The organism is Salipiger aestuarii (assembly GCF_003259905.1).
Classification (GTDB): Bacteria; Pseudomonadota; Alphaproteobacteria; order Rhodobacterales; family Rhodobacteraceae; genus Salipiger; species Salipiger aestuarii.
On record NZ_QLMG01000071.1, the window covers coordinates 1 to 15,891 of the forward strand.

At 66.2% G+C, this 15,891-nt stretch carries 10 protein-coding genes; 7 read left to right on the forward strand and 3 right to left on the reverse strand.

The features are described from left to right. Positions 1-89 precede the first annotated feature (89 nt). The 3 genes from ATI53_RS21090 to ATI53_RS21100 all read right to left on the reverse strand — a co-directional run bounded on the left by ATI53_RS21090 (position 90) and on the right by ATI53_RS21100 (position 3,610). On the reverse strand, positions 90-1,043 hold the full coding sequence (locus tag ATI53_RS21090; RefSeq protein ID WP_249033414.1) for a glycosyltransferase family 2 protein: 954 nt from the start codon (positions 1,041-1,043) through the stop codon (positions 90-92). A 123-nt stretch (positions 1,044-1,166) separates the two neighbouring features. After that, the gene (locus ATI53_RS21095) at positions 1,167-2,180 is read right to left on the reverse strand and encodes a ParB/RepB/Spo0J family partition protein (RefSeq protein WP_009506942.1); all 1,014 of its coding nucleotides are present in this window, start codon (positions 2,178-2,180) and stop codon (positions 1,167-1,169) included. Positions 2,181-2,197: 17 nt separating this feature from the next. Beyond that, positions 2,198-3,610 (reverse strand): AAA family ATPase, encoded by a 1,413-nt coding sequence (locus tag ATI53_RS21100; protein WP_009506941.1) that lies wholly within the window; start codon positions 3,608-3,610, stop codon positions 2,198-2,200. 434 nt (positions 3,611-4,044) lie between these two features. Between ATI53_RS21100 and ATI53_RS21105 the strand changes: the two genes are divergently transcribed. The 7 genes from ATI53_RS21105 to ATI53_RS21135 form a co-directional block, all read left to right on the forward strand. Then, positions 4,045-5,073, forward strand: coding sequence for a replication initiator protein A (locus ATI53_RS21105; RefSeq protein WP_111551305.1), 1,029 nt, complete (start codon positions 4,045-4,047; stop codon positions 5,071-5,073). Beyond that, positions 5,070-6,938 (forward strand): glycosyltransferase family 2 protein, encoded by a 1,869-nt coding sequence (locus tag ATI53_RS21110; protein ID WP_009506939.1) that lies wholly within the window; start codon positions 5,070-5,072, stop codon positions 6,936-6,938. The genes ATI53_RS21105 and ATI53_RS21110 overlap by 4 nt, the downstream gene beginning before the upstream one ends. 97 nt (positions 6,939-7,035) lie before the next feature. Then, positions 7,036-11,109, forward strand: a complete 4,074-nt coding sequence (locus tag ATI53_RS21115; protein ID WP_111551307.1) for a glycosyltransferase family 2 protein — start codon at positions 7,036-7,038, stop codon at positions 11,107-11,109. A gap of 24 nt (positions 11,110-11,133) precedes the next feature. Beyond that, positions 11,134-12,531, forward strand: coding sequence for a phosphomannomutase (locus tag ATI53_RS21120; RefSeq protein WP_009506937.1), 1,398 nt, complete (start codon positions 11,134-11,136; stop codon positions 12,529-12,531). A 53-nt stretch (positions 12,532-12,584) separates the two neighbouring features. Next, the gene (locus ATI53_RS21125; RefSeq protein WP_146609988.1) at positions 12,585-13,721 is read left to right on the forward strand and encodes a hypothetical protein; all 1,137 of its coding nucleotides are present in this window, start codon (positions 12,585-12,587) and stop codon (positions 13,719-13,721) included. A gap of 89 nt (positions 13,722-13,810) precedes the next feature. Continuing rightward, positions 13,811-14,614, forward strand: coding sequence for a hypothetical protein (locus ATI53_RS21130; RefSeq protein WP_146609989.1), 804 nt, complete (start codon positions 13,811-13,813; stop codon positions 14,612-14,614). Positions 14,615-14,643: 29 nt separating this feature from the next. Beyond that, positions 14,644-15,891: coiled-coil domain-containing protein (locus tag ATI53_RS21135; protein ID WP_211315408.1), on the forward strand; the 1,248-nt coding region annotated here is incomplete at its 3' end.

The window sequence follows — 15,891 nt, forward strand, 5'->3', positions numbered from 1 at the left end:
GCGGGATCTCTTCGGAGAATGAACGAAAAAGCGCGCTGCCAATGGCAGCGCGCAATCTTCCACACATCTGGTAAGGGGCTTGGGGGCGGTCAGCGCCCCTTTTTCAGGTCCGATGCCTGCGTCTTGGCCAATAGCGCCGCATGGTCGGTGCCGGTGCGCCGCCTCAGGGCATCGCGCACGGCCCGCGCCATGAGCCGCGCGAACATCCGTCGCTGACCGCGATAGAACCGCGTCTTCAGCGCCCATTTCGCCACGATCGGCCCCAGCAAAAACCAGAACTTCGGCCCCGCCGCCTGCCGGTAGAACAGCATCAGGTTGCGGTGGTAATAATAGACCTTCCAGATCGGCTGCAGCCGCCCCTCCAGCCCGGCAAAGGTCGCGCAATCATGGTCGAACCGGATCTGCGGCACGAACCCCATGCGCAGCCCGGCCTGGGTGATGCGCAGCGTGTACATGTGATCGTCGCCATAAACGAACAGCCCGCCGTCCGGATACCCCACCGTCCGGATGGCCCTGCGCGAGACGAACACACCCACAAAGGACGCGACCTCGACCGCGCGCGGCGGGCCGTCGTATGTTTCCGGGCCAAGGTGCAGCGGCTTGCGCCCGCCGCCGAACGGATTCATGCCGGGGCGGTTGAACGGGCAGATGCGCCCGTCCGGGTAACGCACCGCCGAGACGACGGCGTCCCAGTCTTCGGGCCGGCTGGCGTGGAACATACCAAGCGCGTCCGGGGCGGGGCGGCCATCGTCATCCATCACCGCGATCCAGTCGGGGTCATGGTCCTGCACCAGCTTGCGCATCCCGGCCTCGAACCCGCCCGCGCCGCCGGTGTTGGTGGGAAGTTCCAGCGCCTCCAGGCGGGGGTCGCTTTGGCCCGCCAGCCAAGCGGCGGTGCCGTCGGTGCTGGCGTTGTCGACCACCAGCAGGTGGTGCAGATGTTCAGGCGGGCTGGCCAGCAGCGCGGCGACGGTGTCCTTCAGCTTGTCCAGCCGGTTGAAGGTCACCACCACGGCGGCGAGTGTTCTTTGCGATGTGCTCACGTCTGCCTCTGCCTTGCGCGACCTGGCTCTACCGCAGGGCAGGGGGGCTGGCCAGAGCGGGATATGTTTCGCGCGCGAAACGCTGCGGGGGCCATGGCACGGATGTTTCGCGCGCGAAACATCTCAGCTGTCGCGCGCCCCTGCGGTTGCCAGCCAGGCCAGCAACCGGGCGTGCAGCGCCGCATCCACCCCCGCACCGCCAAGCGTGATCGCCCCCGAGGCTTTGCGCGTCACCTTGATGCCGGGGGCGGGGGTATCGACTTGCGCCGCGGGCGCTTTCGCCGGGGCGGGCCTGTCTTCCAGCGCGGCGCGCAGACGGGCCTGCTCCTCCTCTGGGGTCGCACTGCCTGCAAGCAGACCGCCCAGACCTTCGGCCAGCGCGGGGCGGTCTTCCAGCGCCTTGGCCAGCGACAGCCCCAGCCGTTCCCCCAGCGCGCGGGGAAATTGCAGATCGCCGTCCAACGCCCGCACAATCCCGACAAAGCTGCCGATCTTCGACCGCTTGGCCCGGCTGGCAGACCCGAACAGCACCGCAAGCCCCTCGCGGTCAGAGCCGAACACCCCCTGTTCCACCGCCTTCACCACGATACGCGCGCGTTCGTAATGGCAAAGCGCGGCGCGGATCTCGTTTTCCTCGACCATGGCCAGATAGGCGCCCGATGTCTGTTCGGGGCGGCGCAGCAGGGCCAGCACCGTGGAAAACCGCGCTTCGCCGGTGTCCCGCGCCAACTGGCGCAGCGCGTGACAGCGCCGCCAGCCAGAGATCAGCCCATAACGCCCATCCGCCAGCCGCGTCACCTCGATCGGCATCTGTTGGCCACGCGCGCGCAGGCTGTCGCGCAAGGCGGCCATGTCTTCGTCTTCGACCGGCAGGCGGTCGCGCACGAGATGGTCCAGATCGACCGCCTCCAGCGGCAGCTCCAGCACCATGCGCCCGCCCTCGCGGGCCTCGCTCATGGTGCGGCTTATCTCTTCCAGCGCGGCCACCGCCGAGCTGTCGGCGGCCACATCCGCGATCGGGGCGGACCGGCGCCGCGGGGCAAGACCGGGAAAGGCATCCGCCGGGGTATCATGGGCGGCAGGGGCGGCGCCCTCGGGCAGAAAGGCGGGGGGCGACAGGCGCTTGCGCTTGGACATCTTGGGTTCCTTTCGGCTCAGACGACGTCGGCGGCTTCGGCGGCCAGCTCGTCACGGCGCCAGCTGCCCAGCAGCAACGCCTTGAAGGCGGCATAGGTGGCATCGAACGCCTCGCGCCCGCGCACATAGGTTTCGCGGTTGAAATCGCGGTAATCCGCCTCGTAGATGCCCTGCACCTGTTCGCCCGCCTGCCCGATAAGCGCGGTGAAATGCTGGCGGTGCGGCGACAGGGTCTGGCCCAGATAGGCCTGCATCAAGGCGGCCAGTTCCGCCTGTTGCCCGTCGTCATAGCGCGTCACCACCGCGCGCACCGCATCCCATTCGAACGACAGCCCTTCGCGCCCCAGCGCGCGGGCGGCCATGTTCTCGGCGCTCTCGATCGAGCCGAAGGTGGAATGCAGCATGTCGAAAAACCGCCCCGTGCTGTCGAATTCCAGAAACGACGCCCCCAGCGGCACCAGCAGGATATCGGCCGCCGCCAGCCCGTTGATGGTCAGATACCCCAGCGCGGGGGGCGTATCGACAAAGATCACGTCGTACTGATCCAGCAGGCCGTCGGCCTGAAACACATCCGTCAGCGCATCCCACAGCTTCCAGCCGCGCCCCTGCATCCGCCAGACCGGCACCTGGAATTCCGCCCAGTACAGGTTCAGCTGCGCGCCGATCAGGTCGATGTTGGGCCAATGGGTTTTCTGCACGAGGTCGGGGGCGCGGATGTCCAGCGCCTCGGTCAGCGTGTCATCCAGCGGAATGGGCGCCTCGCCGCGATCCATCCGGCGCTGGTTTTCCTCACGCAGGGACTGCGCGTAATGGCGCGCCATCAGGGGGAACACCGTCTGCCATTCGTCTTCGATGCGGCCATTGAAGATCGAGGTCATCGACCCCTGGCTATCCAGATCCACCACCAGCACCTTGTAGCCATCCAAAGCCGCGCTCATCGCCAGATGCGCCGCGGTCGATGTCTTGCCGACGCCACCCTTGAAATTCGCCACCGCGACGATTTTCGCCGGCAACCCCTTGGGGCGGTAGGGCAGGTATTGCTTGTTGCGCGCACCCTCCTGACCAAAGAAGGCGCGCAGCTTGAGCACCTCGTCCAGCGCGAACCAGCGCGTGCCATTGGCGGTTTCGGAACTGCCCTGCGGCAGATCGGGGTTGGCCTTGAGCACCCGGCGGAAATGGGCGGGCGCGACAGGGATCAGGTACTGGGTGATCTCCCAGGTGGAAAACAGCCGCAGCCGGCGCTGCCCGCTTTCTTCAAGCCCGCGCCCGACCAGATCGCGCCGTCCGCTGGCGCAGGCCTCGGCGATGCGTTCGAAATCCGAGGTCCGGGTGCGCGCTCCCAGCTGTTCCATCGACCGGGTGGGATCAATGTTGAAATAGGGCGGCGTGGTCTTGCCGCCATCGCCCTTCACCGTGTTTTTGGGTGCCATGTGTCGTGCCTGTCCTGCGCTCTGCCATGTGTCCGGCGCCGCTTGATGTGCGCCTTTTGGGGCATGATACCACCAAAATGCGCACATGACAGGAATTTCGCGATATCTGCCCATTTTCGTTGCATGCGGGGGGGGCAGGGCAGCGGGCTTATGCGGGCTGTTCAGTTATTTTCTGTTATTTATTATGTTACGGGATCACTTGGACAGACAATTTCGACAATATTTCATGGGCTTGGGCGGGCAGTCACAGGCATACGCGACTCTGATCCGACGATAGCGCGACTCTGATCCTCCGAACAGGCGACTCTGACCCCCCGATGTTTGCTGGACGCCTGAGGGGCCTGTGGATAAGGTGGGTGTCACTGAAACCCCGATAACAAAGCCGGGGATCGGTGCAGGCAAATCACAGGCAAGCCACGGGCAGGGCAGGCGACATGAGCGATACAGGCGGGGCGATTCCGGCCGGGGCAGGCGGGCTCGCCCCCGACAGGCACCCGGTGGCCGACTTCTTTTTGTGCGATATCTTCGATGCCAGCCCCAAGGATGATCTGGGCACGATGGAACATCCGGTGTTTTCGCTGTCGACCAAACCCGACCGGCGCATTCTGGATTACGCCCACAACGGGGTGTCGATCAAGGTGACACCCTCGGTGCTGGGGCGGGCGACGATCCACGACAAGGACATCCTGATCTATTGCATCTCGCAGCTGATGGCGGCGATCAACGCGGGGCGCGAGGTGTCGCGCACGGTGCGGCTGCGCGCGCATGATTTTCTGGTGGCCACCAACCGCGACACGGGCGGCGACAGCTACACCCGGCTGCGCGATGCGTTCGAACGGCTCGCGGGCACGCGCATCACCACCAACCTGGCGGCGGGCGGGACCGAGACCACGACGGGCTTCGGCCTGATCGAAAGCTGGCGCATCGTGCGGCGCACGGGATCGGGGCGGATGGTGTCGGTCATGGTCACCCTGTCGGACTGGCTGTTCCGCTCGGTGCTGGCCAAATCGGTGCTGACGTTGTCGCGCGATTACTTTCGCCTTCGCAAGCCGCTGGAACGGCGCGTCTACGAGATTGCGCGCAAGCATTGCGGCCGCCAGCCCGAGTGGCATGTCAGCATGACCGTGCTGCACAAGAAATCCGGCAGCACCGCGCCGCTGCGGGTGTTCCGCGCCGCCATGCGCCGGATGATCACCGCCGGAACGCTGCCCGATTACACCATGTCCGAACAGGACGGCGACATCGTGCTGTTCACCCGTCAGGGTGTGGTGGTCGAACCGGGCACAGGCCCGCTGCTGTCATCGGACGCGCTGGACGGGGCGCGCGCGCGTCTGCCGGGGGCGGATGTGCATGCGCTTGCCGCCGAATGGCAGGCGTGGTGGGCCAGCACGGGCCGCCCGCGCCTGACCTCGCCGGACCGGGCGTTCCTGGCCTGGCTCGACACAAGGGCGCGCGAGACATGAGCCCGCGCATTTCCGTCATCGTGCCCATCTATAATGTGGCCGATTACGTGACCGATTGCATCCGGTCGATCCTTGACCAGAGCTTTGGCGATTTCGAACTGATCGCGGTGGATGACGGCAGCCTTGATGGCAGCGGCGAGATCGCCGAACGGGCGGCGGCGGGCGATCTGCGCTTTCGCCTGATCCGGCAGGCCAACGCGGGGCTGTCGGGGGCGCGCAACACCGGGCTGAATGTGGCGCATGGGCAAACAATCGCCTTTGTCGACAGCGACGACACGGTGGCGCCGGACTATCTGGAACGGCTGGAACGCACCCTGCGCGACACCGGGGCCGATTGGGTCGCCTGCGGTATCCTGTTTCATGGCCCCGACTCCGAGATGCGCCATTCCGCCCGCCACGACGCCCCCCGCCTGCTGGAGGACCAGCCGGACCTGCCGCTGCCGCAGACCTACCCGCTGACCGACTGGCGCGACGTGGTCTGCCATTTCCCGTCCGCCTGGAACAAGCTCTACCGGCGCGCGCTGATCGAGGGCATCCGCTTTGACGAAGGGCTGAATTACGAGGACCACGCGTTCTTTCATCGCTGTGCGGCGCGCACCGACCGGCTGGTGCATCTGCATGCGCCGCTCTATCGGTGCCGTCAGGGGCGGCCGGGCCAGATCACCCGCGACGGGTCCGACCGGATCTTCGAACAGTTCGATGTGCTGGACATCTTGCGCGGTATCACGGCGGGGCCCGAAAAGCCCGGCGGCGCGCAGGCGATGGCGCAGCTGACCACGCGCCTGACCTTTGAACGCATCGAGGCGATCGCCGACCGCCCCCGCCGCGCCCGGTTTCTTGACGGCGCGCGCGCGGCCCAGGCCGCCACGGGCCTGCCCCCCGACGACAGGCTCGGCGTGCCCGCCTGGTGGATGGACCTGCTGAACGGCGCGGTGCCGGTCAGTGTGGTCATCCCGTCCAACGGCGACGACGCCGCGCTGCGCCAAAGCCTGGAACCGCTCGCCGCGCAGACCCTGCCCGAGGCGCAGATCCTCGTGGTGGCCGACAGTCCCGCCGCCCATGCCGCGCTTGCGGGGCTGGACCTGTCCGGGCTTTGCCCCGGTGCGGCGCTGATGCAGGGGCCGGGGGGGGCTGACATGCACGCCCGGGTCGCGGGCGCGCGCAACGCGGGGCTGGATGCGGCGCGGGGGCGCGCGGTGGTGTTTCTGGATGCAGGCGATGCGCTGCCGCCACGGGCCCTGGCCAACTGGACCGCGCGGCTGCGCAAGGCCGGGGCCGACATGGGCTTTGCCAGATTCATCATGGCACCCGACGCGCCCCATACCGGCCTGCACGACCGACCGGCCCTGCAAGGGCGCGAAGACAGCGCCACAGGCTTTGCCCCGCGCCCGGGCGACACAGTATATATACACGCCCATCCATCGGCCAAGATCTGGGACCGGAGCTTTGTGCAGGCCAGTGGCATCCGCTTTGCGCCGCTACCGCTGTCGTCCTGGGATTTCCTGCTGCGCGCGGGCGAACAGGCGGGGCGCATCCTGTATCTGCCGGGGCCTGCGCCAAAGCTCGCATCGCGCCCCGCCACCCGGGCGTTCTGGCTGGAACCGGTGCCCCCCGCAGACCTTGCGCGGGCGGTGGAACAGATGGCGCAAGGCCTGCCCGATGGGGCGGCGGCGCGGCTGCTGGTGCGCGCGCTTTGGGAAAAGATCAACTTTGCCGCCTTCAAAGATCCGGCCGCCCGTGCCGCCTATGATGCCGATGCCGCGGCCGCGTTCGCACAGTACAATGCCGTGGATGTGGTGCCCGATGCCTATGTCGGGCAGAGGGTGCGCAGCTTGCTGAACATCCCCGACCCCGGTCACAGCTGAGCCAAGTTTGAATTTGCGCTCAGGGGGAAAACCCTTCAAACACCGTGTGGGAGAACGCATTCTCTCCGGAAGACAGACGTTTCAGGAACCGAAAAAGATGCAAAAATTCCGGGTCGCGGGAAATGGCGTGCTTCACTACACGCTCGATTTCCGGACATTTCATTACGCCAACATCTCGTTCTTTGACGGTCCGGACGGGGATATTCTGTTTCACCTGTCCTTGCGTGCGCCCAAACAGATCGCGGTGACCAACGCCCGCAGGGGCGGTGTCTGGGCCGAAGAGAAAAGCACCGATGTGACGCTGGCGCGCACCGGCGACCGTGTCTCCATCCGCTTTGACGACACCGGCGTCACTGCCACGCTGAACGGTCAGGTGATCGTGACCGGCGGAGAGGCGTATCCCGATCTGGACAGCATCACCGGTATGACCTGTCAGGGCGGGCTGGTGCAGGCCAGCATTGCGATCGAGGGCGAGGCCAACGCCACGCGCCCGACCGCGGGGCAGCTGGGCTTTGTCGCGCCGCTGCAGCTGGAGGGCTGGGCGGTCGATTCTGCGCTGTGGGTCCAGACGCCCGAAATCCGCATCGAAGGCATGGATGCGCCGATCCTGTCGGAAACCCGCGCGCGCCCCGCCATTGCCGAACGCCACGGCGTGCGTAACCCGATGATCGGCGTTGCCGCGGCACTGCCGGGGCGGGCCTGGGCGGGGGTGGCCCCCGATGCACCGCTGCGCATCCAGCTGTGGTCCAACGGTGTGCCCTGCGGGGGCGTGCTGGAACTGACCCGTGGCGAACTGCTGGGCCAAGTCACCCGCATCCTGACGGATGACAGTCTGAAGGGCGCGCAGGAACCGCTGCTGGCCATTGAACATGTGCGCTTTGCCGGGCTGGGCGACAAGCTGTCGGACCCCGAACGCGAACGGCTGTTCGCCCTTGCCGCGCAATATGGGGTATCCGATTGGCTGGGTGGCGTGCCTGCCCCGCTGCTGCCGGTGCCTGCTGAGGATCCCGAGAAAATGCTGCTGCGCTGCGCTCTGGCCGAGGTGGCCGCCGGCGTGTCCGGGGCGTCGGCGTCGGACATGATGACGCAGCTGACCGGCGTGCTTGATCGTTACCGCCTGACGCCCGCTCAGCAGCGCGAGCTGTTCTTGTCGGTAACGGATGCCTTTTGCACCGCCGATGCCTTTGGCGCGCTCTACCGCCTGGCCGCCTCTGAGGATCTGCACCGCTATAACAAGGGCGATGGCGCTTGGTACAATTCCGTCATCCTGCCGTTTCTCTACCTCGAAGGACGGCTGTCCGAGGTGCAGGGCATCCTGCACCAGCTTGCCGGGGCGCAGGGGGGCTGGCTTGCCACGCCCGCCATCTCCTTTGTGGTGCGCGAGATCCTGCGCCGCCCGCGCAAGCCTGCGACCGAAGCTGCCGCCGAGGCGGTGCTGTGGGCCTTTATGGCGCTGGTTTCTGCCCGCGCCGAGCGTTACTGGGATCGCGCTCCCTGCGCCCAGTTGACCGCCGCCGCCGCCGAGTTGCTGCGCGCGCGCGCGCGGATGTCGGATTGGCTGGCCCCCGATATCGAAAGCTTCGCGCTCAAGGCTTATGGCCTGTCGCCGCTGTTTTGGGAAAAGCTGGGACCGCCCGAGCGGCTTGGCAGCCCGGTGATGCAGGTGGCGGCCGCCGCCTTTGATCGGCTGCAATCGGCCGCCACCGCGGGCCAGGCGCCCGACCCCGCCGACATCGAGTTGTTCGAGCGTTTCGACAACGTGGAAATCGCCCGTTGGCGCATCGAACTGTGCGGCCCCGCCGGGCTGGCGCGTCCCGAAAGCGGCGCGGCGCTTGCGGCCCAGCTGGCTGCGTCCGGTACGCGCGGCGAGGCTGCGGCAATCCGGCTGCAGGCCTTTCCCGGCGCGGATGTTCCGGCAGCGGATGGTGCCGCGCTGGCGGGCCTGACCCGCCGTGCCGTGCGCAATCGCTATAGCGAAATTACCAAGGCCCCCATGCTGGCTCTGCAGGATGAGGTCAGCCGTGACAGCGCCGCTTTCCTTGCGGATCTGTCTGCAGGGCGGCTCAAGCCTGAACTGGCCGAGGCCCGCCTGATCGCGCTGCTGGACCGAATGACGGCGCTGGCCAGCGCGCGCAGCGGCTTCATCGGTATCGGGATGATGCTGATGCTGCTGAACGGGCTGCAACGTCAGGGGCACAAGCCGCTGTGCATGCAGGCGCTGGCCCGCATCAGCGGCGTGCGCGCCGAACTGCCGTCCGAAAATCAGGTGGGCCTGTTCAAGGTTCCCGCCATCCGCGCCGCGCTGATGGCGCTGACCCCGGCGGCCCGCGCCGACGGCACCGGCTTTGCCGCCTCGGCGCTGGCGTTGTTCCCGAATTTCCAGATGGACCGCGAGCTGCCCCAGCCCGAGGGCATCGCCGATTGGAGCTGGGTCAGCCCGCTGTTCGACACGGTTGTTGTGGTGGTGTCCTGCAAGCCCAACCTTGATACCCGCATTCCGGCGATGCGCGAGGCCTGGCTGAACCGGCTGGGCGCCCTGGGTATTCCGTATCTGATCGCGGTGGGCGATGGCGACGGGGCGCACCGGGGTGACACCATCCATCTGGATGTGGCGGATGATTACGAAAGCCTGCCGCAAAAGACCCTCGCCGCCGCGCGCTGGGTGCGCGATCATACCGAATTCAGCCACATGCTGAAAATCGACGACGATTGCTTTCTGGATGTCGACACGTTCTTTCACGCTCAAAGCTATCGCAAGCACCATTACTATGGCCGCAAGCTGCATCGCGGCATCGGCCAGACCGATCGTGCCTGGCATTGCACCAAGGCCCGGTCGGATCGCGGGCGGCTGGAACTGGATCGCTCGCCCGAGCCGTCGGAATATGCCGACGGGGGAAGCGCCTACACGCTGTCGCGCCACGCCATCAAGGTGTTGCTGGACACCGCCGCCACCCCAGAGGGGCACCGCCTGATCAATGCCTCGTTCATGGAAGACAAGATGGTGGGCGACCTGCTTGCCATGTCCGGTATCGGTGTGCATGACGAGGATTACCTCGTGTCGATCCGCCGCCGCACCCATTCGGGGGCCACGCCGGTGTCGATGTGGCTCAACAGCTTTTATCCGGGCCCCTCGTCCGGCGTGTCGCAGATCCATCTGGACACGCAGGATCACATGGCAGCCGCGCGGGCGCAGCTTGGCGCGCCCGGCCTGTTCCCCAAAAAGCTGTGGCCCAGCTTTGCGCCGGTGAAACTGGGCTATCAGTCCGGCGCGCTGGAACTGATCTCGGACGAGGCGCAGCTTGCCCGCGTCAACGCCGCCCCCGTGGCGGTGGTCGCCTGCCTGCGCAACGAAATGCCCATGCTGCCGCATTTCCTGGCCCATTACCGCAAGCTGGGGGTCGAAGGCTTTCTGGTCGTCGACAATTGCTCGGATGACGGCGCGCTGGAATATCTGCTGGAACAGCCCGACGTGGCGGTGTTCTCGGTCGATACCGATTACCGCAATTCCCATTACGGCGTTGCCTGGCAGCTGGCGATCCTGTCGCAGCTGCGCGTCGGGCGCTGGTCGGTGGTGGCCGATATCGACGAGATGCTGGTCTATCCCAACTGGCAGCGCGGCGGCATCGCGAAATTCCTCAACCGTCCCGAATTCGCCGACTCGGACGCGATCTGGACCGGTATGCTGGACATGTACCCCAAGGGGCCGTTGTCGGATGCCGGTTTTGCCTCGGGCGATCTGTTCGCCGAGGCGGGGTTTGTCGACCGCGAACCGTTCCTGTCGGGCACGCTCAGCCGGGGGCCGTATTCCGATGCGCCCACGGTGACCTCGGCGCTGCGCCACCGGCTGCTGGGGGGCAGCCGCCCCGACCTGTTCGTGGCGCAGAAATATGCGGTGCTGAAATATTACCCGTGGATGCGCCTGTCGGACGGGTTGCATTACGCCGCCGGCATCCGCCCGGCAGAGAAAAAGCTGCTGCTGGCGCATTTCAAATACAACGCGCATTTCCGGCAAAAGGCGCTGGACGAGGTCGCCCGTGGCCAGCATTTCAACAATGCCGAGGAATACCGCCGCTATCTTGCCCTCGTGTCCGAGGGGCGCGAGGTTATCTATGACCCCGAAATCTCGGTGCCCTGGCTCGACAGCCCCGCCGTGCGCGCCATCCTCAAGTGATCCCGCTACAGCAAGGAAATTCCCATGGCTCCCAAATTCGGCACCAGTGGACTGCGCGGCCTTGTCACGGAACTGACGCCCGACCTTGTCCGCGCCTACACAAGCGCGTTTCTGACCGCCTGTCCCACCGGGGGGGCCGTGCATGTGGGCTGGGATCTGCGGCCCTCGTCGCCCGATATTGCCGACAGCGTGATCGCGGCGGTGCTGGCGGCGGGGCTGGATGCGGTGGTGCATGGCGCGCTGCCCACCCCGGCGCTGGCGCTGGCCTCGCTTGATGCGGGGCAGGGCGCGGTGATGATCACCGGCAGTCATATTCCCGCCGATCGCAACGGGCTGAAATTCTACACCCCCTCGGGCGAGATTTCCAAAGACGACGAGGCGGGCATCAATGCCAATCTCACCACCCCCGAGGGCACCGGCACAGGCGCGCGCATAGATGCGGGCACCGCCGCACCGGATGCCTATGTGGCGCGCTACGCCGATGCGTTCGGGGCGCTGGCGCTGGCGGGGATGCGCATCGGCGTCTATCAGCACAGTTCCGTGGCGCGCGACATCATGGTGCGCGTGGTCGAGGCGCTTGGCGCCGTGGCCGTGCCGCTGGCGCGGTCCGACATCTTCATCCCCGTGGACACCGAAGCGGTCGACCCCGAAACCCGCGCCGGGCTGGCGGGCTGGTGCGCGGACAACCAACTGGATGCGCTGATCTCGACCGATGGCGATGCCGACCGCCCCATGGTGGCGGATGCGCAGGGCACCATCGTGCCCGGCGATGTGCTGGGCCCGCTGACCGCCCGCGCGCTCGGGGCGCGCCACATCTGCACGCCGGTGTCGTCGAACACGCTTGTGACGCGGATGGCGGGGTTCGACACTGTCGACAACACCCGCATCGGGTCGCCCTTTGTCATCGCGGCGATGGAAACCGCCCTGGCCGCGGACCCATCGGCAAAGGTGGTGGGCTACGAAGCCAACGGCGGCTTTCTTCTGGGCTTTGCCGCCGATGGCCCCGCTGGAACCCTGGCGCCCTTGATGACCCGCGACTGCCTGCTGCCGATCCTTGCGCCGCTTGCGGCTGCCAAGGCCGCCGGGCAACCGCTGGCCGACCTGTCCGCCGCCTTGCCGCCGCGCTTTACCGCCGCCGACCGGCTGACCGGCATCGCGCCCGAACGCGCGGGGCGGCTGCTGAACGAGCTGGGCACCGACGCGGGCGCGCGGGCTGCGTTCTTTGACGGGGTCGGCGCCGAAACCAACGTCGATCTGACAGACGGGCTGCGCGTCAGTTTCCAGGGTGGCGATGTGGTGCATCTGCGCCCCTCGGGCAACGCGCCGGAATTCCGCTGCTACACCGAATCCGCCAGCACCGTGCGTGCCGACGAACTTCTGGCGATGCATCTGGACAAGCTGGGCAGCGTTCTAAACGCTTGACCGTGCGTCGGCAGGAGATTCTGCCAAATAGGCCCCGAGACATGGAAAAGACGATGGCAGACAGCGAATTGCAGATCAAAAGCGGCTCTGGTGACAACATGGGGCAGGTCACCCTTGCTCCGCTTGGGGAGGGGCTGGGAGATGGGCTGAGCATGCTTGAAACGCTGCTGCAGGGAACGGACCCGGCATTGGATATTCGGCAGGCACAAACCTTGGCCGATGCGCTGGATGGTGGCAGCGGCCCTGTTCTGGTCGTTACCATGATGCCCGACCGGATGTTGGCGCAGGCGCTGGCGGGGGGGGCGTTGCCATCCCAGGCAGTGGCCGACTGGCAAACCTGGGCCGACGGCCAGCTGGCGCTTTTGCGCCGCGCGCGTTCGCGGGTGCTGCTGCTGAATGAACAGGCGTTGCTGACAACCCCCGGCGTGCTAACGCAAGCACTGAACCAGCGGCTGGGTTGTGGCTTTACCGATCTGCCGGAGCCCCGCCCGGTGCCCGAGGACCCGCAGGCCCCATTGCATGAGATTCTTGCGCGCCATCTGCTGACATCCTCGCCCCGGCTGCGCGCTATGGCCGAAGAACTGGATGCCAGTATCGTTGGTAGCGACATGGCGGTGGCGGCGGACGCGGACCGGCTTGATCAGGCCTTTGCCGCGGCGCAATCCGTGCCTCCGTCAAAGCCCCAGCCCGACCTGCAGCCTGCCGAAGATACCGATGCGCTGGCGGCCAGCTGCCAGCAGTTGCGCAACGCGGTGATCGAACTGCAGCACCAGCTTACCGACGAAACCGTGGCGCGTGACCTGTTGCAGGCGGATTGTGATGCGATGGAAATTCGCATTGCCACGTTGCAGGAACAGGCCAAACTGCGCGAGGCGGCGCTTGGCGAAGAGGTCCTGCGCCTTGGCCGCGAGGCAGACGATCTGCGCGAAAAAACCACGAGCTTGCGCGGCGGAAGTGACGATCGCCTGCGCATGTTGGAACTGGAACTGGCCGCCGCCGATGAAACCCGCCGCACCCAGGCCGGGCTTGTGGATGCGCAGCAAAAAGACATCGACGCCCAGAACAACCGGCTGGTCGCGTTGCAGGGTGAACTCGATCAGGCCCGCTCGGAACTGGACCACATCCATCGGTCGAAGTCCTGGGCAATTGCCGGGGCGATCCGGTCGATCCGCTATGGCTTTCGCAAGTGATACCGGCGCCGCTTCCTCGTGCTGCGCCCCCGCATCGTGTGCATCGGCCGCGCCTGTTCATCGATGCCCAGCACGGGCTGGCGAACCGGATGCGTACCATCGCCTCGGCAGCCTCGATCGCGGCACAAGCCGATCATGAACTGTATGTGATCTGGCGCACCGACATCCATTGCGGCGCCCGCATGCGCGATCTGTTCAACTATCCCGGCCCGGTGATTGAAGACGATGTGGCCGATCTGTGCCGCGCCCGCGCCGCGCGGGTGTTCAACGACATGGAAATCGAACCCGGCGCCCGCCATGGGGCGCAGATTCACCCCGACCGGCGGGGCGGCGACAGCTATGTGCGATCAGCTTACACGCTGCGATCTCCGTTGCGACGGTTCGATGACGAACAGGCGTTTCTGCACGCGTTGTGCCCCTCGGACCCGGTGGCCGATCTGGTGGCCAGGGTGCCTGGCCCCAGCGCGATCAGCGCCCATATTCGCATGGTCTCGGGTGAAAACCACGACCGCCGCCCCGAAGAAGCGCCGGACAACTGGCCCGAACACCGCCACCGCGAGATCGCCGAATGGCGCGCCAAAAGCCATTCCAGCCGTTTCGTGGCGCGCATTGATACGCTGGCCGCCGAGGGCAAGGCCAATTCGATCTTTCTTGCCGCCGATCTGCCCGAGACCTACGATCTGTTTGCCGACCGATACGGCGCGCGCGTGCGGATGCTGCGGCGTGACCTTTACGACCGCTCGGCAGCACAACTGCAATATGGGCTGGCCGATCTGCTGCTGCTGACGGCAACGCAGCGCTTGCTTGCCAGCACCTGGAGCTCGTTTTCAGACATGGCGCAGCGGCTGATGCGCCCGCGCCGGGCGATCGAACGCAGCGGACTGGAATTCTGAGCTGCGACAGACTCATGAGAGAAGACGAAATGACGATGCAACTGGACGGAATCGAATGGAAGGACGAGGTTGGGGTGATTCTTCACATCGGCGCGGGCTATGGTGGGGATCTGGCCGCGTTGCAGGCGCTGCCAGCCACACGCATTCTTCTGGTCGAACCCAACTCCGGATGCTTGCCAGAACTGCGGAACGCCGCGCGACAGGATGCCCGCATTGAAGTGATCGAGGCGGCGGTTTCCACCATGCCCACCGCCCGCGCGCCGCTGCATGTTTTCAACATTGAGGCGCAATCGAGCTTGCGCACTCCGACCGATGCGCTGCGGACGCTGTTTCCGGCGCTGCGGCAGATCGCGGCACCCGAGGTCGCGTTGATCAGCCCCGAGGCGCTGTTGGCGCAGGCGTTGCCCGATGGCGTACGGGGCGGACTGGCTATTATCGATGCACCCGGCGAAACCGGTGCGCTGCTTGAAGGACTGTTGGCGGCGGGCTTGGCAGGGCGGGTCGAATACTTGCTGCTGCGGCTGTCCCGCGAGGTGCTGTTCGAAGGCGGCACGGATGCCGGAACGGTGCTGGAGACGGCGCGCGAGGGAGGCTACCAGCTGTTGTCTTCCGACGAGGCGGACAGTGATTTTCCGGTTTACCTGCTGCGTGTGGACATCGTGGCGCGCGCACTGGGAGCAAAACTTCTGCGTGTCGAGGGTGAAGTGGCCGAGCGGGATGCGCAGATTGCGGAACTGAGCGTGATAAAACAGTCAGTAGAGCAGCGGGTGCAGGAGCAGGCGTCGGATCTTGAAGCGACGCGGGCGACACTGCGCCAGAAGGATGCGCAGATTGCCCGGATGCGAGGGCAAATCGAAAACTCGGCTCAGGGAGTGCGTGAGAAAACAGAGAGCCTTGAGGCAGTGAGGGCGAAACTGGATGCGCAGGTAGAAGCCAGTGCCGAACGGCAAAAGGAACAAGCGGATCGGATCGCAGAACTGGAAGCGATGCTGTATGCGCAAAAAGCGACGGCAGAGGCACAGTTGGTGGCACTCGAAGCGAGTCTTGCGGCCAACTTGGAGCGAATTGCAGCGCTTGAGGTGCAAGGAGATGCAAGGGGCGCAGAGCTGGAAGCTGCCCGGACGCGCATTGCAGAGCTGGATGCCGATAGACAAGCGGTTCTGACTGAACGTGAGTTGCAGTCCGCTGAAATGAAGGGCGAACTTGAAGCGGCGCGGGAACGCATCGAGGACCTGATCGCAGCCGAGCATGTCGCTGTAAACTCTGTTTGCGAGCTC

Coding starts and splice junctions, on each gene's coding strand:
- ATI53_RS21115 (WP_111551307.1), top strand. CDS start 7,036: ATGCAAAAATTCCGGGTCGCGGGAAATGGCGTGCTTCACTACACGCTC.
- ATI53_RS21125 (WP_146609988.1), top strand. CDS start 12,585: ATGGCAGACAGCGAATTGCAGATCAAAAGCGGCTCTGGTGACAACATG.
- ATI53_RS21095 (WP_009506942.1), bottom strand. CDS start 2,180: ATGTCCAAGCGCAAGCGCCTGTCGCCCCCCGCCTTTCTGCCCGAGGGC.
- ATI53_RS21110 (WP_009506939.1), top strand. CDS start 5,070: ATGAGCCCGCGCATTTCCGTCATCGTGCCCATCTATAATGTGGCCGAT.
- ATI53_RS21105 (WP_111551305.1), top strand. CDS start 4,045: ATGAGCGATACAGGCGGGGCGATTCCGGCCGGGGCAGGCGGGCTCGCC.
- ATI53_RS21100 (WP_009506941.1), bottom strand. CDS start 3,610: ATGGCACCCAAAAACACGGTGAAGGGCGATGGCGGCAAGACCACGCCG.
- ATI53_RS21130 (WP_146609989.1), top strand. CDS start 13,811: ATGCGTACCATCGCCTCGGCAGCCTCGATCGCGGCACAAGCCGATCAT.
- ATI53_RS21120 (WP_009506937.1), top strand. CDS start 11,134: ATGGCTCCCAAATTCGGCACCAGTGGACTGCGCGGCCTTGTCACGGAA.